Origin of the sequence: Nonomuraea ferruginea (assembly GCF_039540635.1) — a bacterium.
Taxonomy (GTDB): Bacteria; Actinomycetota; Actinomycetes; order Streptosporangiales; family Streptosporangiaceae; genus Nonomuraea; species Nonomuraea ferruginea.
The window spans coordinates 143,882-161,891 of sequence record NZ_BAABFD010000010.1 but is presented as its reverse complement, the minus strand read 5'-3'; the positions used below and the strand labels follow the sequence as shown (position 1 = coordinate 161,891).

The following is an 18,010-nucleotide window of genomic DNA, read 5'->3' as shown; positions in this document are numbered from 1 at the left end:
CTGGAAGTTACTCGGCGGCCAAGGACCTTGCAATAGTTTGCAGACTTTTCAAGAGTGACCCACCACTACGGCGAAGTGTCTGCAAGAGCTTGCAACACATTGCTGGCCGAAGCTCCCGCAGCCCCGGTCCTGGGAGGAGACGGAGAACGGTAAATTGGCTGCCATGACCATGCGCCTCGCCGACATCGCCGCCCAAGCGGGCGTGAGTGAGGCCACCGTGAGCCGGGTGCTCAACGACAAGCCGGGCGTGGCGCCCGGCACCAGGCAAGCCGTCCTCACCGCGCTCGACGTGCTCGGCTACGAGCGCCCGGCCAAGCTCCGGCAGATCCACACCGGCCTGATCGGCCTGATCCTCCCCGAGCTCAGCAATCCGATCTTTCCGGCGTTCGCGCAGGTCATCGAGAGCGCCCTGGTGCTGTCCGGCTACACCGCCGTGCTGTGCACGCAGACGCCGGGCGGCGTCACCGAGGACGACTACACCGCTCTGCTGCTGGAGCGCGGTGTCGCGGGCATCATCTTCGTCAACGGGCTGCACGCCGACTCCCGCTCCAACGCCGCGCGTTACGTGCATCTGACCGAGCTGGGCCTGCCCATGGTGCTGATCAACGGCTACCGCCCCGACATCCAGGCTCACTTCATCTCCAACGACGACGTCGCCGCGCTCGACATGGCCGTCGCCCACCTGGTCTCCCTCGGTCACCGGCGCATCGGCCTGGCGATCGGCCAGGAGCGTTTCGTGCCCACCATGCGTAAGACGGAGGGCTACCGCCGTGCCATGGCCAACTACGCCGGCGTCACCGACGTCTCCGACCTGGTCGTCAACACGCTCTACACCGTGGAGGGCGGCCAGTCCGCGGCCCAGCAACTGCTCGAGCGCGGCTGCACGGCCATCTGCTGCGGCAGCGACATCATGGCCATCGGCGCGATCAGGGGCGCCCGCAACCTGGGCCTGAGCGTGCCGGAGGAAGTGTCGGTGGTCGGCTTCGACGACACGCCGATGACGGCCTACCTCGACCCGCCGCTCACGACGATCCGGCAGCCGGTGCGCGAGATGGCGCTGAACGCGGTGAGCAGCCTGCTCGACGAGATCGGCGGCGTGCCCGCGCCCCGCGGCGAGCTGCTGCACCGCCCCGAGCTGGTCGTCCGCCGCTCGACGGCCCCCATCCGCACGCCCGTCGTCCCCACCTCCTGACTCCCGCGGCAGACCCTCCTCCGGCAGGTGCTCGGATCAGGAGACCTGCTGTCCAGGTGTCGTCACCCAGAGTGACGGCTGGCTGCCTCCTTGCAAAGATAACGAAAAAGTGATCCTTATTTGCAAAGTCTTTCAATGAAGCTTGCAGGCGCGTAACGTCCACCTCACTTCCGAGGACCCCGGCGGGCGAGGTCTCCCGCGGCGTGTCCCCCTTCGGCTTCCTACGAGGAGACAGAGATGCGGCAAGCCCTTTCGGCCGTGACGATGGTCGCGGCGCTCGCGCTCGCGGTCGGCGCGTGCGGCGGCGGCGACGGCACATCCTCCGCCGCGCCGACCGGCTCGGCCCCCGCCGACCCGAGCCAGATCAGCGGCGAGATCACGTGGTGGGACACCGTCCGCCCGGACAGCGAGGGCCCGACATTCCAGAAGCTGATCAAGGAGTTCGAGGCCAAGTACCCCAAAATCAAGATCAAGTACGTCAACGTCCCCTCCGACCAGGCGCAGAACCAGTTCCAGACAGCGGCCCAGGCCGGCACCGGCGCCCCCGACGTGATCCGCTCCGAGGTCGCCTGGACGTCCCAGTTCGCCGAACTCGGCTACCTCCAGCCGCTCGACGGCACCCGCGCCGTCGACGACGAGGCCGACTACCTCCCCGGCCCGCTGAGCAGCACCAAGTACAACGGCAAGACGTGGGCGGTCCCGCAGGTGACCGACACGCTCGCCCTGCTGTACAACAAGCGGCTGCTGAAGGAGGCCGGCCACGACAAGCCGCCCGCGACCGTACCCGAGCTCAAGCAGGCGGCCCAGGACGTCAAGTCCAAGACCGGCGCCAACGGCCTGGCGCTCAACGTGGACGGTTACTTCCTGCTGCCCTTCATCTACGGCGAGGGCGGCGACCTCCTCGACGTGCCGAACAAGCAGGTCGTCGTCAACTCCCCGCAGAACGTCAAGGCCATGGCCACCCTGCAGGACCTCATCACCTCGGGTGCGGCGGCCAAGCCCGCGCTGCAGGACAGCTACGCCAACGCGATGACCGCGCTCAAGGACGGCAAGACCGCGATGATCTACAACGGCCCCTGGTCGCTGTCGGAGGTCTACCAGGGCAAGGAGTTCGCGGACAAGGAGAACCTCGGCATCGCCCCGGTGCCCGCAGGCTCCGCCAAGGCGGGCGCCCCCACCGGCGGCTGGAACCTCGCGATCTACGCCGGATCCAAGAACATCGAGGCGTCGTACGAGTTCCTGCGCTTCATGAGCTCGTCCTCCTCGCTCGCCACCGTCTCCGCCGAACTGGGCCTGCTGCCCGCCCGCACCTCCAGCTTCGAGGACCCGAGGGTGAAGGCCAACACCGACGTGTCGATCTTCAAGCCGATCATGGAGACCGCGGTGCCGCGCCCGTGGATCCCCGAAGGCGGCCAGCTCTTCCAGCCGCTGCTGGAGAGCTACCAGGAACTGGTCGGCGGCGCCACGCCCGAGGAGACGCTGACCAAGGCCGAGGAGAAGTTCCAGACGATCATGAAGGCCTGGAGCTGACCGTGGCCGTTTCGACTGGACGTGCGAGGAGCACGACCAGGGACAGCGCCGACCGCGGCCGCCGCCGGGCCGGCCGCGACCAAGGCCCGCTGCGGCGGGCCCTGTCCCGGCACTGGTACGCCTGGGCGATGGTCGCCCCGGTGATGATCGTCGTCACCGTGCTGATCGGCTGGCCGCTGCTGCGCGGCGTCTACCTGTCCCTGACGGACGCCACGGAGGCCAACGTCGGCCGGACGATCGGCGTCAACGTCATCCCGGCCACCTACGAGTTCGTCGGCCTGGACAACTACGTCGGCATCCTCTCCAGCGGCCTGTTCTGGGAGAAGCTCACCTGGACGGCGATCTGGACGGTGTCCTGCGTCGTCCTGCACTACGGCATCGGCCTGGGCCTGGCCATGCTGCTGCACCGCCGGCTGCGGTTCCGCTCGCTCTACCGGGTGCTGCTGATCCTGCCGTGGGCGATCCCCGGGTTCGTGGCCGCCTTCATCTGGCGCTACCTGTTCAACAGCGACTTCGGCGTGATCAACGCGATGCTCAGGGCGGCCGGGCTCGGCGCGGTCGGCTGGCTGGACGACCCGGTCACGGCCAAGCTCGCGGTGATCGCGGTCAACGTCTGGGTCGGCGTGCCGTTCATGATGGTGGCTTTGCTGGGCGGCCTGCAGTCGATCCCGTCCGAGCTGTACGAGGCCGCCGCGGTCGACGGCGCGACACCCTTCCAGCGCTTCCGTCACATCACGCTGCCCATGCTCCGGTCGGTCTCGGCGACGGTCGTGCTGCTGGGCACCATCTGGACGTTCAACATGTTCCCCGTGATCTTCCTGATAACGCGGGGCGGTCCCGGCAGCGAGACGGAGATCCTCGTCACCTACGCCTTCAGGGAGGCGTTCACCGGGGTGCGCAACTACTCCGGCTCGGCGGCCTGGGGCGTGATCATCCTGGTCCTGCTCGTCGTACTCGCCACCGTTTACCGCCGCGCGCTGCGCAGACAAGGGGAGGTCTGGTGACCGCGAACACCCGCCCGGTCGCGCCGGGCGCCGCCGGGCGCAGCCCGGCCGCGTCGGTGCTGCTGCACGTGACCCTCGTCGCGGCCTGTGCCGTCTCGCTGTTCCCCGTCGTCTGGCTGGTGCTGACGTCGCTGAAGCCCCGCGACGGATGGCTGTCCGCCGAGCTGGAGATCTTCAACCAGCCGTCGCTGACCAACTACGCGCGGGTGCTCGGCGAGACCGAGTTCCTGACGTGGCTGGTCAACTCGGTGCTGGCGGCGGGCCTCACCACCGTCCTCGGCGTCTTCCTCGCCTCGACCACCGGGTACGCGCTCAGCCGCCATGCCTTCCCCGGCCGGCGCGGGATCATGTGGATGCTGCTGATCACCCAGATGTTCCCCGTCGCCATCCTCATCGTCCCGCTGTACAACCTGATGGCCGCGCTCGGACTGCTGAACCAGATCCCCGGGCTGATCATCGCCTACATGACGATCGCGGTGCCGTTCTGCGCCTGGATGATGAAGAGCTACTTCGACTCCATCCCGCGCGAGATCGACCAGGCCGGGCTGATCGACGGGCTCACGCCCTTCGGCGCGTTCTGGCGGGTGGTGCTGCCGCTGGCCCGGCCCAGCCTGGCCGTCACCGCGTTCTACTGCTTCATGACCGCATGGGGCGAGGTCGCGTACGCCACCGTGTTCATGTCCCAGGAGGAGAAGCGCACGCTCGCCGTGGGCCTGCAGCAGTTCGTCGGCCAGCACTGGTCCGACTGGGGACTGCTCACCGCCTCCGCCGTGCTGATCGCGGTGCCCGCCGCGGCGGTCTTCCTCGTCGTCCAGCGCCATCTGGTCGCCGGGCTGACCAGCGGCGCGACGAAGTCGTGAGCCGGCCTCGTCGCACCGGCCTTCCGACTCTGACTGATCGGGGAAACAGATGACCGAACTCGCCGAGGGCGCCGCGCAGCCGGTGACCGCCACCCGCTGGTGGCGGGACGCGGTGATCTACCAGGTCTACGTGCGCAGCTTCGCCGACGGGAACGCCGACGGCGTCGGCGACCTGCCGGGCGTGCGCCGTCGCCTGCCCTACCTGGCGGAACTGGGCGTGGACGCCGTCTGGCTGACGCCGTTCTACCCCTCGCCGATGGCCGACTTCGGCTACGACGTCGCCGACTACCGCGACGTGGACCCGCTGTTCGGCACGCTCGCCGACGCGCGGGCGATGATCGCCGACGCGCATGCCCTCGGCCTGCGCGTCATCGTCGACGTGGTGCCCAACCACACCTCCGACCGGCACCCATGGTTCGCCCGTGCCCTCAAGGGCGGTCCGGATCGGGAGCGCTACATCTTCCGCGACGGCCGCGGCGCACACGGCGAGCTGCCGCCGAACGACTGGGAATCCATCTTCGGCGGTCCCGCCTGGACCAGGGTGGCCGACGGCCAGTGGTATCTGCACCTGTTCGCCCCCGAGCAGCCCGACCTGAACTGGGAGCACCCGGAGGTGCACGCCGAGTTCGCCGGCGTGCTGCGCTTCTGGCTCGACCTGGGCGTGGACGGGTTCCGGGTGGACGTCGCGCACGGCATGGTCAAGGCGCCCGGGCTGCCCGACGTCGGCCGGACCGGCCAGGTCCGCATGATCGGCGCCGACGTGGTGCCGTACTTCGACCAGGACGGCGTGCACGAGATCCACCGGTCGTGGCGGCGCGTCCTCGACTCGTACCCGGGGGAGCGCATCGGCGTGGCCGAGGCGTGGGCGCCCACGGCCGAACGGCTGGCCCGCTACGTCCGGTCGGACGAGCTGCACCAGGCGTTCAACTTCCACTTCCTCAACACCCCGTGGCAGGCCGGGGCGCTGCGCGAGGTCATCGACGAGTCGCTGGCCACGGCAGGCTCGGTCGGCGCGCCGTCCACCTGGGTGCTGTCCAACCATGACGTCAAGCGGCCCGTCACCCGCTACGGCAGCCTGGCCAGGGCCCGCGCCGCCGCGCTGCTGACGCTCGCCCTGCCCGGCTCCGCGTACGTCTACCAGGGCGAGGAGCTGGGCCTGCCCGAGGTGCTCGACCTGCCGGAAGAGGTCCTGCGGGACCCGCAGCGGCTGCGCGACCCCGACAGCGGCCGCGACGGCTGCCGGGTGCCCATTCCCTGGACCCGCGAGACCGGCTGGAACGACCCGTGGCTCCCGATTCCCGGCACGTGGGCGGAGCTGAGCGTGGAAGCGCAGCGGGACGACCCCGGCTCGACGCTGGAGCTGTACCGGCAGGCGCTGCGGCTGCGCCGCGCACGCCCCGAGCTCGGCGACGGCGCGCTCACCTGGCTCGACTCGCCGTACGGGACGCTCGTCTTCACCCGCGGCGACGGCTTCACCTGCGCGGTCAACCTCAACGACCACAAGGTGGAGCTGCCGGTCTCGGGCGACCTGCTGCTGGCCAGCGCGCCCCTGGCAGGCGGTACGCTCCCGCCCGACTCGGCCGCCTGGTGGGGGCGGCCCCTGTGGTAGGGATGCCCGCGAACGGGATGCCCCGGCTGACCGACATCGCCGCGCTCGCGGGGGTGAGCGAGGCGACGGTCAGCCGGGTGCTGAACGGCCGGCCGGGAGTCTCGAAGCCGACCCGGCACTCCGTGCTGACCGCGCTCGACCTCATCGGTTACGAGAGGCCACCGCGCATCAGGCAACGCAGCCGCGGCCTGGTGGGCGTGGTGACACCCGAGCTGGACAACCCGATCTTTCCGGCCTTCGGCCAGGCGATCGAGAAGGCGCTCACCCAGCACGGCTACACGCCCGTCCTGTGCACACAGCTGCCCGGCGGCGCGCCCGAGGACGAGTTCACCGAGCTGCTGCTCGAATGCGGGGTCAGCGCCATGATCTTCGTGTCGGGGCTGCACGCGGACACCACCGCGCGCGCCGACCGCTACATCCGGCTGGTGACGCAGAAGGTGCCGATGGTCCTGCTGAACGGGTACGCCGCGGACGTCGAAGCTCCGTTCCTGTCCACCGACGACCGCCTCGCCGCCCGGCTCGCGGTTCAGCACCTGCACGCCCTCGGACACGAGCGGATCGGGCTGGCCGTGGGCCAGGCCAGGTTCGTCCCCGTGATCAGGAAGATCGACGGCTACCGGCAGGCCATGGCCGACCTGTGCCCCGGCGAGGACCCCGGCGCGCTGATCGCCCACTCCCTCTTCTCCGTGGAGGGCGGGCAGGCCGCGGCGGCCCAGCTCCTGGATCGCGGCTGCACCGGGATCGTCTGCGCGAGCGACCTCATGGCGATCGGCGCCATCAGGGCGTGCCGCGACAGAGGGCTGGACGTCCCCGGCGCGGTGTCCGTGGTCGGATACGACGACTCGGTGCTCATCCCCTACACCGACCCGCCGCTGACCACGGTGCGCCAGCCGGTACAGGTCATCGCCGCGGCCGCGGTCGACACGCTCCTGGAGCTGGTCGCCGGGGCGCCGTCCCGCCACCAGGAGCTGATCTTCCGGCCCGAACTCATCGTCCGCGCCTCCACCGGCTCGGGCCCGAAGATCATCCGATGACGGAGGCTCCGCGCGGCCGACACGGGCTCGGCGTTCCGCGGCTCAGACGAGCCTGCGGCAACGACGGCGGTACTCCTCGTTGGCGCCGGCGAGATCGTCCAGATCCTCTTCTATCGTGGCCAGCCACTCGCTGAGCACCGCGCTCTGACGATGGCCGAGGTCGCGATAGATCGCCAGCGCCGCCCGCCAGTGCGCCCGGGCGGCCGGCAGGTCCTCCAGGAGCACGGTGGAGGCCAGCAGGTCGAGTGCCGCCGCCGTGCGCAGCGGGTCGCCGAGCTCCTCGGCGTGGGTCAACTGGGTCTCGGCGTGCCGCCTGGCCGCCTCCCGGTCTCCTCTGCGTAACGCGATCTCGGTGAGGTTGTGCAGGGAGAAGCAGATCTGTTGCACGTCATCGCAAGCGATCGCGTACCCGAGCGCCCGCCGCAGCGCCTCGTCCGCCTCCGGCAGGCTGCCCAGCTCGATGAGGGCACAGCCCAGGTTGACGTGTCCCGCCGCGGCGTACTGCGGCACCTGTCCGTACTCGGGCACGGCCAGCGCGATCCGCAGATGCCGCATCCCTTCCTCCGGACGGCCCTGGGTGATGTACAGCCCGCCGAGGTTGGCGTGGGCGGAGCCGACCATGCGGTCACTGCCCGCCGCGGTCGCCAGGTCGATCGCCCGCAGGTAGTGCTCGACGGCCTCGGCGTAGCGCCCGGTCTGCTTGCAGACGATGCCCGACGAGTTGCTCATGTACGTCATGCCCTCCAGGTCGCCGCACCGCGTCGCGGACGCGTGGCCGATCCGCAGTGCCGCCGACCACTCCCGCCAGCGTCGCCGGATGATGAAGTACGCCAGCAGGTCGGAGGTGAGCCGCCAGGCGCGGTGATGCCGGCCGTGCCGGGCGGCGAGCTCGACGACACCCACGAAGCTCTCGCGCTCCGCGTCGTGCCAGGCCAGAGCCTCGGCCCGATCGGCGAACCGCAGCCGCTCCACCGGCGGGTGTGTCAGCTGACGCTCGCCCGGAGGCCGGCGCGGCTGCAACAGGGGATAGGCGGCGAAGACCGCGTCGGCGTAGAAGTCGACCAACCGCAGGGCCGCCTCGGTCCGTCCTTCGTCCGGTTCGTCACTGGCCAGCATCCGGATGGCATAGCTGCGCAGCAGATCGTGCATCGTGTAGCGGCCCGCCCGATGCTCATCGATCATGTGCGCCGTGGACAGCTCCTCCAGGGGACGCCGTGCCCCGGCGAGGGCGACGCCGAGCAGCGCCGCGGCCGCCTCCGGCGCGAAGTCCTGGCCGGGAGCCAGGCTCAACAGCCGGAACAACCGCCGCGCGACGTCCCCGAGCGCGCGGTAGGACAGCTCGAACGCGGAGTCGACCGGCCCCTTCAGGCCACCTTGGATGTCGAGCACCTCCAGCGCGTCATCGGTCGAGAGGCGCCTGGTGTACTCCACGATCGTCAGATGAGGACGGCAGATGAGCTGCGCCGCGGCCAGCCGCAGGGCCAGCGGCAGATACGCGCACCGCCGCGCCAGCTCGCGGATGGCCTGCGCGTCATCGGCCGTCGAGCTCGTGATGGCCCCGCGCAGCAGCTCGTCCGCCTCGATCGCGGTGAGCGGATCGAGCCGCAGCAGCCGCGCCCCCTCGTTGGCGATCAGGCCGCGCAACTGGTTACGGCTGGTCACCAGGACGACGCAGCTCGCCGAACCGGGTAGCAACGGCCGGATCTGTTCGGCGTCGCGCGCGTTGTCCAGCAGGATCAGCACACGTTGCCGGGAGAGCCGCGAGCGCAGCAGCGCCGCCGCCTCGTCCACCTCGTCGGGGACCGCGTCGACTCCGACAGAGCGCAGGAACCTGTGCAGCACCTCAAGGGGTTCCAAGGGATCACGGCCGGGATCGAAGCCGCGCAGGTTCACGTAGAGCTGCCCGTCGGGAAACCGGTCGCGATGTCCGTGCGCCCAGTGCACAGCCAGCGCGCTCTTGCCCACCCCGGCCGTGCCGACCACCAGCACCGCGGGAGGCGGGTCGGCCGCGCACGCCATCGCGGTCAGCGTCTCCAGCTCTCGGACCCTTCCCGTGAAGCGGTGGACGTCATAGGGGAGCTGGGCGGGCCGCACCCAGGTCGCCGGAGCGAGGCTCAGGGATTGGTCCGCGGTGAGGATGGCCTGCTCAAGCCGGACGAACGCCTCTCCGGGGTCGAGCCCTTCCTCCTCGGCGAGCAGACCGCGCATCCGCCTGGCGGTCTCCAGCGCCTGAGAGCGAAGGCCCGCACGGTACTGCGCCAGCATCAGCCGGCACACCATCGGCTCGCGCAGCGGGTGTGCCTCGACGAGGCCGCTCAGCTTGGGGATCAGCGCGTCGTGATCGCCGAGCGCCAGCCGGGCATCCGCGAGCGACTCCAGAGCGCTCAGCCGCTGCTCATGCAGCCGGTGGCGGGCCGCGTCCGCGTACGCCGCGGTGATGTCCGCCAGCGCCTGCCCTCGCCACAGCCCGGCTGCCGCGTCCAGTTCGCGGGCCGCCTCCTCGTGCGCGCCGCGTTCGAGCAGCCTGCGGCCCGCCTTGACGCGGCCGGCGAAGACGTCGGCGTCCAGCGCACCGTACGCCAGCTCCAGGCGGTAGCCGCCGGGGCAGGTGACGACGACGTCGTCCAGCCCGCGCTCACGCAGCGCCTTGCGCAGTCCCGAGATCGCCACGTGGACCTGCGTCCGCGCGGACGCAGGCTCCGCGCCCCCCCAGATGGCCTCGATCACCTGGTCGGGCGTCACCACCCGGTTGGCGTGCAGCAACAGATAGGCCAGGAAAGCCCGGTGCCTGGGCTGGGCGGCGGATACCGGCCCGCTGTCCGTGATGATCTCAACCGGTCCAAGAATGCCGAACAGCACCTGCGGCCCCCCTGATCGCTGATGGCGAGCGTAGGCACACTGCCGAGGTGCCGCAAGCGGGTAATAGCCGCCGACAAGCGGATGGATAGCCCCTCCTGCCTACGCTGTGCCGTAGATCAACGGCGTTCCAGCCGAGTCCTGTCACGGTGTGAGGAGTGCAATGAAAAAGGTGACGAAGACGCTGCAGGTGGCCGCGGTCGGCGCATTGCTGGCGGCCGGCACAGTGGTCGCGTCGGCGGGGGCCGCACACGCGGCTCCCTCCAACTGTTCCGACACGTACACGACGTTCACCTACGAAGTGTTCTGCGGCAAGGGGGACGGGGAGTTCCAGGCCGTGGTCAGGTGTTACAGGATCGGCTCCAGCAACTACACGACCCGGTACGGACAGTGGAGGCGCCCCAACACCGTGAGGTCCGTGGCCAAGTGCACGACCAGCGAAGAGCCGGCGAGCGGCTACTGGCGCTTCCGCTGAGGGCCGATCGTCATCCCCGATCAAGGCATCGTGGGACCGACGGGACACAGGGTGCGGTGCCGGGGCGGCTGCCAGGTCCGGCAGAGTGATCAATCTGCCGTCGGCTCCGCTAGCATCGGTGACATGTCTGGCGCTTCGTGCGCGGCCGTCTGTGCCGCGGTGACAAGGACGCTCCGCTAGCGGCGGGGCGTTCTTCTCACTATCCGCTGAACGTCCTGTCGCTTCGTGGTCCAACCGGAGCGGCACGTTCGTGCTGCCCGGAACCTCTTCTGGGCAACGGAGCACTCGATGCTTTCAGGCATTCTCCTTTCGCTCCGGGACGGATCGTCCCCGGTGCGTGCGTGGCTGGTGCTGTGCGGCATGGCCACGCTGCAGTTCTTCATCGCGCTTGACATGACCGTGGTCAATGTCGCGCTGCCCTCGATCGGCGCCGACTTCAGCGTCGACGATCACGCGCTGACCTGGGTCGTGGTCGGCTACACCATCACCGGCGGCGGGCTGCTGATGCTCGGCGGCCGGCTGGGCGACGTGCTCGGCAGGCGCCGCATCCTCCTGCTCGGCACGACGCTCTTCGGCGCCGCGTCCGTGCTGGCCGGGCTCGCGCCGTCCTTCGCCCTGCTGGTGACAGCCCGGCTGCTGCAGGGCGCCGGTGAAGCGGTCGCGCTTCCGGCATCCATGGCGGTGATCGTGCTCATGTTCCCCGAGGGACCGCGCAGGTCGCGGGCGCTGAGCGTGTGGGCGGCCGTGGCGAGCTGCGGCCTCGTCGTCGGGTTCGTGGCCTCCGGGATCATCACCGAGCTGCTCGGCTGGCGGTGGATCTTCCTGGTGTCCGTACCCTTCATCCTGGTCGTGCTCGCCACGGTCGTCCTCCTCGTGCCGGGCGGACGGGCTGCCGAGCGCGCTCCGCTGGACCTCCCCGGTGCGCTCCTGCTGGTCGCGGCTCCGCTGCTGTTCACCCTCGGGGTCGTCGAGGCAGGAGGGGCGGACGGCACGCTGCCGTGGCTGCCGCCGGTGGCGCTGGCCGGCGCGGTGGTGGCCGGGGCGCTGTTCGTCAGGGTCGAGCGCCGCGCACGGCGACCGCTCGTGCCGCCGCGGTTCTTCCGCAACCGGCCGCGCTTCCTCGCCAACCTCGCCACCGCTCTGCTGAGCGCGGCGCTGTCCACCTCGTTCCTGCTGTTCACCTACTACCTGCAGGATCGGCTGGGCGCCGGCCCGCTCCAGGCCGGCCTGACGATGCTGCCCCTGGCGGTGTCCCTGATCGCGGCCTCGCTGCTGATTCCCCGGCTGTTCGGACGGTGGGGCGCCCGCGTCTGCGTCCTGGCCGGGATCGGCTGCACCATGCTGGCGATGGCCGCCATCGCGCTGGTCTCCCGTCTCGGGGCCGCCGGTCCGGCGATGATTCCGGCCATGATGCTCGTCGCCGCCGGGATAGGGTTCGGGATCGTCGGACTGCAGTACGTGGCGGTGACCGGCGTTACCGAAGACGACGCCGGCATCGCCTCCGGCGTCCAGCGAGCCGCCGACCAGCTGGGCGGTGCTACCGGGGTCACCGTGTACGTCGGCATCGGGTTCGCTCCCGCCTTGGACGGCATCGACCCGTTCCTCACCAGTAGCCTTCTGGCCCTCGCCGGGCTCGCCGCGGCCGGGTTCGTCGCCTGGCGGATCTCTCTCAGGTGAGCCCTGACTGGGGAAGCCCCTAGGCCATCCCCCGGGGCGCCAGGGGTCCGGCACGGCGACGCTTGGAGCCACGCGACCTAGGAGGGGACATGCCAGTGAACAGTCCGCTCGACCTGGGCCGGCTCCAGACGGAGCTGGAACAGGCCGAGCAGCCATGGAGCATGGCGTACACGTCCATGACGGGGCTCACCGAAGAGAGCAGGGTCCTGCGCCTCGGGGTTCCGCCGACGCCGGGCGTGAGCGTCGCCGAGCTCGACGACGACCTCGACGAGCGGACCGCGGCGGCCCACGCGGCCGGCGCGGAGTCGGTGGGGGCCCCGGCCGCCTTCGACCTGCGCGACCACGGCGGTGCCGACTACACCACACGGGTCAAGGACCAGGGGGACTGCGGGTCGTGCGTCGCCTTCGCGGTGATCTCGACGATGGAGCACGTCGTCCGCTTCACCAACCGGACGGCGGGCCTCACAGTGGACCTCTCCGAGGCCCACCTGTTCTACTGCCACGGCGGCCAGGATGGAGCGAGCTGCGTGGCGGGCTGGTGGCCGGCGCAGGCCCTGCCCTACTGCCGCGACGCGGGGGTCGCGTTCGACGACTGCTTCCCCTACGTGGCCGGGGACCAGGACTGCTCCCGGCTGAACGCCGACTGGCCCAACCGCATGGCGAAGGTCGCGCGGTTCCAGGACATCAGCGGCGACGCCGCGGCCATGAAGGAGCACATCGCCGCGTACGGCGCCGTCTCCGCGTGCCTGGACGTCTACCAGGACTTCTTCAGCTACGGCGGCGGCGTCTATCGGCACGTCACCGGCGCGTACGCCGGCGGTCACTGCGTCAGCCTGGTCGGGTACGACGATGCCGCCGGATGCTGGATCGCCAAGAACAGCTGGGGTCGTCACTGGGGCGACCAGGGCTTCTTCAAGATCGCCTACGGTCAGTGCCGTGTCGAGACCTACCAGACCTGCTCCGTCTCCGGGGTGACACTGCGCGGCTGGCTGCCCGACCAGCGGATCCTGGGCCTGTGGAGCAACGAGGCCGACGGCAACGTGTGGGCCTACGGCAGTGTCCGCGGCTGGCTCAAGCTCGACGGCGCCGACGCGACCACCGGCGAGGCGATGCTGCTCGAACTGGCGGCCTCCAAGGCGCTCGGCACGCCCGTCGGCCTGTACGAGGACGGCGGAACCGTCCACCAGATCTACGCGTGGTAGGGGGAGAGATGACGACGAAGGAGTACGACGAGATCACCGTTTCCCGGCCGGTGCTGATCCCGCCGTCCGTGTGGCCGGTCGCCGCCGATGGCCAGGGCTCCGCCAAGCCGGCCGGTGACGAGATGGTCGCCCGGTTCGCGCACCTACCGGACGGCGAGATGCGGCCGACGCTGACCGTCTCCCCGGAAGTGGCCGAGGAGATCGTCTCGGAGGACGGCGGAGCCGGTGGGTGGATCTCCGGCGCCACCGTCACCGCCACCTGGTCGATCGCCCAGACCCGCAACGCCTGGATCCTGGTGCAGGGCGTCTGGAAGAAGATCTACAACGGCGGCGACGGGGCGTTCACGGCGCTGCTGACGCTCGCCACGCAGGCCAGGCAGACCGGGTCCCCGATCACCTATCGGGAGGAGCCGGACGGCCTGGTCCACGAGATCTACCTGTGGTGACGGCGTTTCCGGAAACGGCGCGGACTTTCGGCAGGCACGGTGCCGCACCGGCTCGGGTGGGAATCCTGGGAGGGTGCGGCACCGCCCACGTGCGCCCCGGGGAACTGCCCCACCTCGAACGCCTCCGACGCGCCTGAATCCCATCGACGCGTGTCTCAGGTCCGGGTACGTGCGCGTATTCCGGCCGCCTGGCTGACCGTGGTCCGTGCCTCTTCTCCGCGGCCCAGGCGGTCGAGGATCTCGGCGAGCGTGTCCAGCATGATCACGAGGTTGGGTTCGTGCGTGGCGGGTTCGTCGCGGGCGAGCCGCTCCAGGATCCCGGTGGCCCGTCGCGCAGGTTCCAGAGCCTCGGCCGGGCTGGACCACTGCAGGTTGGACGCCAGGAGGTGCAGGGTCGCGGCGAGGGCGAGCCGGTCCGCGCCGGGGTCGTCCCGGGCGAGGAGGTCGTAGAGGTGGGCGGCCTCTCCCGCCGCGGCGGCCGCCTCTTCGTGGCGTCCGACACGTCCCAGCCTGTGTGCGTGGCGTTTCAGCGCGAGCGCGAGGTGACCTCGGTGCTCGGCGGAACCGCCGCGGGCCAGCCGGCGGCGGATCTGGACGGCCTCGTCGCCGGCGGCCAGGGACTCCCACGGTTCGTCCTTGATCCACAGTGCTTCGGCCAGCGTCTTGAGCGTGACGGCCAGGCCTTGGTCACGCTCCTGGGTGTCGCCGTGGGAACGCCGCCGGTAGGCCGCCGCTATCTCGTTCAGCATGGCGACGTTCTCGTCCCGCGACTCGCGCTCGTAGGCGCCGGCGGGCTGCTCGTCCGGCGACCGGCCCACGCTGCCCGTGGTCATCGCCGTCAGCCCTCCGTGAATGGCGTACTCCAGCTCGGCGGCGGTGCCCTCCCGCAGGAGTTCCCGGGCGATCGCGCCGATCACGTCCAGGGTCTCGTCCCATCGCCCCAGCATCGCGAGGACGGTGCCGTGGGCGGCCAGCATGCCGAGCAGATCGGTCGCGTCGTCCCAGTGCCCGAGGAAGTCGATGGCGTCGCGCTGCCCGGCCAGGACGAGGTCCCATCGTTCCAGCCGGCGCAGCAGGAGGTCGAGCGAGAGGAAGGTGTGATAGAGCGCCACCCCGTCGGCGGTGGGGTTGGCCCGCGCCTCGTGGCGGAGCACCCGCGCGGCCGTTTCCAGGCCGGTCTCCACGTCGTCCTCGGTCCCTTGCACCCACACCAGGCCGAGCGCCCCGGCGAACGTGTCCTGCCAGGCGTCGCGGCCGTCCGAATCCTTCCGCCGGTCGAGGCGGCGACGGATCCGTACGGCCTCGTCGAGCACGGCGACGGCCGGTTCGGCGCGGCCCAGCCGCAGCAGCACCGCGGTCTGGAAGGCCAGCATCCCGTAGAGGCTGTCCTCGTGGGCGGGCTCGGCGGGGTTGTCGCGGGCGAGCCGGCGCAGGATCTCCATGGCCTCGTGGGCGAGCGCCGCGGCCTGCTCCGGTTCCGAGGCCACCAGGTTGCCCGCGAGGGCCATCAGCGCCGCCGCGACGTCGTCCGAGTAGTCCTTGCCCAGGTTCTCCTGGTCGCGTGCCAGCCGGCGGACGAGGTCGACGCCCTCGCGCGCGAGGGCCAGCGACTCCTCCGGCGCTCCCAGGTACGGCCCGCAGAGCGCGGCCACACAGATCACGGCGGCCAGGCGTTCCTGGTGTTCGGCGGGATCGTCGCGGGCGAGCCGGCGGAAGATCTCGACGGCCTCGCGGAACGCCGCCAGCGCCTCGTCCGGGCGGGCCAGGGCGGGCCGCAGCGCGTCACCGCCGGCGGAGAAGTAGGCCACCGCCGCCAGGTCGTCCGGCTGAGGTATGGCGCCCCCGAGCGCCAGGTCCATGGCGAGGTAGAACGCCGCCGCGGCGAGCTTGGGCTCGAACGTCCGGGGATCGGCGGCGGCCAGCGGCCGGTACAGCCGGGTGGCCTCGGTCAGCGCGGCGGCCGCCTTCTCCTCCTGGTGGGCCTGGTAGAGCCACCGGCCCAGGACGTCGTACAGCTCCGCGCGGGCGGCGGGATCGGTGAGCGTCGGCAGCCGGTGCCCGGCGAGGCGCTCGGTGAGGTCGGCCGCCGCGACGGCGAGGTCGCCGGCCGCGTCGTCCGGGTCCTCGGGGAGGAGACGCTCCAGCGTTTCCAGCGTGGGGATCAGATGGGGCCAGCGTTCGCACGCCGCGGTGAGGAACGTGATCGTCCGCGCGGCGTACGGCGGCAGCGTCCCGTCGCCGGACGGTGAGGCGAGCAGCGTCTCGGGGGCGGTGGCCGCCCACGCCTCCGGCTGGTGCTCGGGCAGGTCGTGGCCGGGCAGGTACAGGGCCAGGAAGTCCTCGGCGAGCCGGTCGGGGTAGAGGGGCTCCAGCACCGTACGGGGATCGGCGGGCGGGTAGCAGAAGGTGTGGTCGGTGAGCACCCGGTCGGTGTCACCGCCGACGCCGACGGCGTCCAGCGCCGCCATGGCGTCCCGGAAGCCCAGGGGACCGGTGAGCACGGCGGTGAACACGGCCCGTCGCATCCGGATCGGGTCGGTGCCGAACGTGGTGCGCGCGCCCGTCAGGGGATCGGCGGTGCCGTGCAGCGTGTGCCAGTGATGGCTCTCGCGCCCCAGCAGGTAGGCGGTCAGCGCCAGCATGCTCTCACCGGGCGCGGGCCGGGGCGTGTCACGGACGTGGCGGTCGACGGCGACCAGCGCGGCCATGTGCACCGCCAGGGTGAGGCCGAACTCCTCACGTTCCAGCCAGTCCGGCACGCCGATCACCGATGCCCGCGTCAGCCCGTAGCAGCGGGCGAAGCAGTCGCGGGCGGCCCTGAACATGTCGCGGCGGGCGTCCCTCGTGCTCGGCAGGGGGCCCAAGGACCGGGCGGCGCAGGCCCCGGGTGGCCAGCCTGCCTGGGTGAGGGCATGGCGCAGGGCGGGCCAGATGTGCTCGTTGCGGGCGAGGAGCAGCACTCGTACCGGTACGTCCTGGTCGAGGATCTTGTTGCTGAACAGCCACGTCAGGTGGGCCAGGGGCCAGCGGTCGGCGTAGTCGACCAGCATGAGGATCCCGCGGGCGGTCCCGAGGCGCAGGTCGTGGCCGGTCTGGTCCTCGGCGTCGACCACCTGAGCCGGCGCGTGCTCGGCGACGATCACCTTCCAGCCGTCGCCGACCGCCGCCGCGGCGAGGTGGGCGGCGAGGCGGGTCTTGCCCTGGCCGCCGGGGGCGTGCAGCCAGCGGACCGCGTGACTGTCACCGCTGTCGCGCCACGTGGTCAGCTCCTCGACTTCGCCGTCGCGCCCGGTGAAGTCCACCACGGCGTGGCGGGCGTTGAGAAGCTGGCTCGGCTGGGCCGGGAGCCCGAGAGCGTCCAGCGCGACTCTCAGCTGCGCCCGTCCGCTCGTCTCCTTGAGCAGGTACAGAGGTCTGCCGTCGCCGAAGACGTGCAGATCCGCGCCGATCACCCCGTAGGCGAAGCCGCTCTCGACCCGTACCTCCTGGTGAACGGTACGCCCCAGCTGGCCGAACATGCCGTCCATGCCGGTCACATGGGGCTGTCGGCGCCGCGGTCCGGCTGCGCGGGGGAGGCGTAGTAGTTGATGTCGCCGTCTATCACGGAGAACTGCCGGGAGTTGTCGCGGGCGATGTTGTACTGGTGCTGCACCCGCTGCGCGTCGGGCAGAGCCTCACGTACGCGCGCGACGAGCTCTCGCAGCTCGGCCTCGACCTCGGGGTGCTCCTCCAGCAACTGGGCCAGCGCCATCTCCCAGACCGGCACCAGCGTCTGCCGCGCCTGGCCGGGATCGCCGGCCCGCTCCACCAGGACGACGTTGCCGTCGAGCTGAGCTTCGACGGCGGCCTGACGCTCGGGCCCCTGGCGGCTGAACAGCCGGGCCACACCGCTGCGGGTCGCCTGCCAGGCATCGGTGGCCATGGCTCCCACCAGAGCCGCCCCACCGCTGGCGGCCAACGCCACCAGGGATTCGGTCAGCATCGGCTCCTCCCTTCCTCGCGCATATCCGTTGCACGCCAATCCACCGAAAGTCAGATCAATACTGACGGCGCACGGCGGGAAACGCCTCACGAACGACGAAGATTCCGAGATCGTCATAATTCCCGTACCGGCCTTCGTCTGAG

At 71.0% G+C, this 18,010-nt stretch carries 13 protein-coding genes; 10 read left to right on the top strand and 3 right to left on the bottom strand.

Annotated elements, in window-relative coordinates; translation table 11 throughout:
• The first annotated feature begins 163 nt into the window (after positions 1–163).
• The 6 genes from ABD999_RS20220 to ABD999_RS20195 all read left to right on the top strand — a co-directional run bounded on the left by ABD999_RS20220 (position 164) and on the right by ABD999_RS20195 (position 7,229).
• Entirely contained in the window at positions 164–1,192 is a 1,029-nt protein-coding gene (locus ABD999_RS20220; protein WP_148033004.1) for a LacI family DNA-binding transcriptional regulator, read from the top strand.
• Positions 1,193–1,429: 237 nt separating this feature from the next.
• A complete protein-coding gene (locus ABD999_RS20215; protein WP_271276886.1) occupies positions 1,430–2,722 on the top strand; it encodes an extracellular solute-binding protein in 1,293 nt (430 codons plus the stop codon).
• A gap of 2 nt (positions 2,723–2,724) precedes the next feature.
• Entirely contained in the window at positions 2,725–3,726 is a 1,002-nt protein-coding gene (locus ABD999_RS20210) for a carbohydrate ABC transporter permease (protein WP_271276885.1), read from the top strand.
• Positions 3,723–4,586: a sugar ABC transporter permease gene (locus ABD999_RS20205; protein ID WP_271276884.1), complete on the top strand. Its 864-nt coding sequence runs from the start codon at positions 3,723–3,725 to the stop codon at positions 4,584–4,586. Before ABD999_RS20210 ends, ABD999_RS20205 begins: the two co-directional genes overlap by 4 nt.
• A gap of 49 nt (positions 4,587–4,635) precedes the next feature.
• A complete protein-coding gene (locus ABD999_RS20200; protein ID WP_271276883.1) occupies positions 4,636–6,195 on the top strand; it encodes a glycoside hydrolase family 13 protein in 1,560 nt (519 codons plus the stop codon).
• A 2-nt stretch (positions 6,196–6,197) separates the two neighbouring features.
• A complete protein-coding gene (locus ABD999_RS20195) occupies positions 6,198–7,229 on the top strand; it encodes a LacI family DNA-binding transcriptional regulator (protein ID WP_148033000.1) in 1,032 nt (343 codons plus the stop codon).
• Between the two features lie 42 nt (positions 7,230–7,271).
• Here the strand turns inward: ABD999_RS20195 and ABD999_RS20190 are convergent, their stop codons facing one another.
• Entirely contained in the window at positions 7,272–10,088 is a 2,817-nt protein-coding gene (locus ABD999_RS20190; RefSeq protein WP_271276882.1) for an AfsR/SARP family transcriptional regulator, read from the bottom strand.
• Between the two features lie 169 nt (positions 10,089–10,257).
• Here ABD999_RS20190 and ABD999_RS20185 point away from each other — a divergent pair, with 169 nt between their 5' ends.
• The 4 genes from ABD999_RS20185 (at position 10,258) to ABD999_RS20170 (ending at position 13,885) form a co-directional block, all read left to right on the top strand.
• Positions 10,258–10,560: a hypothetical protein gene (locus ABD999_RS20185; protein ID WP_148032998.1), complete on the top strand. Its 303-nt coding sequence runs from the start codon at positions 10,258–10,260 to the stop codon at positions 10,558–10,560.
• A 333-nt stretch (positions 10,561–10,893) separates the two neighbouring features.
• A complete protein-coding gene (locus ABD999_RS20180) occupies positions 10,894–12,237 on the top strand; it encodes an MFS transporter (RefSeq protein WP_271276881.1) in 1,344 nt (447 codons plus the stop codon).
• Between the two features lie 89 nt (positions 12,238–12,326).
• On the top strand, positions 12,327–13,439 hold the full coding sequence (locus ABD999_RS20175) for a C1 family peptidase (RefSeq protein WP_271276880.1): 1,113 nt from the start codon (positions 12,327–12,329) through the stop codon (positions 13,437–13,439).
• Positions 13,440–13,447: 8 nt separating this feature from the next.
• On the top strand, positions 13,448–13,885 hold the full coding sequence (locus ABD999_RS20170; protein WP_271276879.1) for a hypothetical protein: 438 nt from the start codon (positions 13,448–13,450) through the stop codon (positions 13,883–13,885).
• 155 nt (positions 13,886–14,040) lie between these two features.
• On the opposite strand, the gene ABD999_RS20165 is transcribed toward ABD999_RS20170, so the two are convergent.
• On the bottom strand, positions 14,041–17,412 hold the full coding sequence (locus ABD999_RS20165; RefSeq protein ID WP_271276878.1) for a hypothetical protein: 3,372 nt from the start codon (positions 17,410–17,412) through the stop codon (positions 14,041–14,043).
• A gap of 5 nt (positions 17,413–17,417) precedes the next feature.
• Positions 17,418–17,867: a hypothetical protein gene (locus tag ABD999_RS20160; RefSeq protein WP_271276877.1), complete on the bottom strand. Its 450-nt coding sequence runs from the start codon at positions 17,865–17,867 to the stop codon at positions 17,418–17,420.
• Between the last annotated feature and the right edge of the window lie 143 nt (positions 17,868–18,010).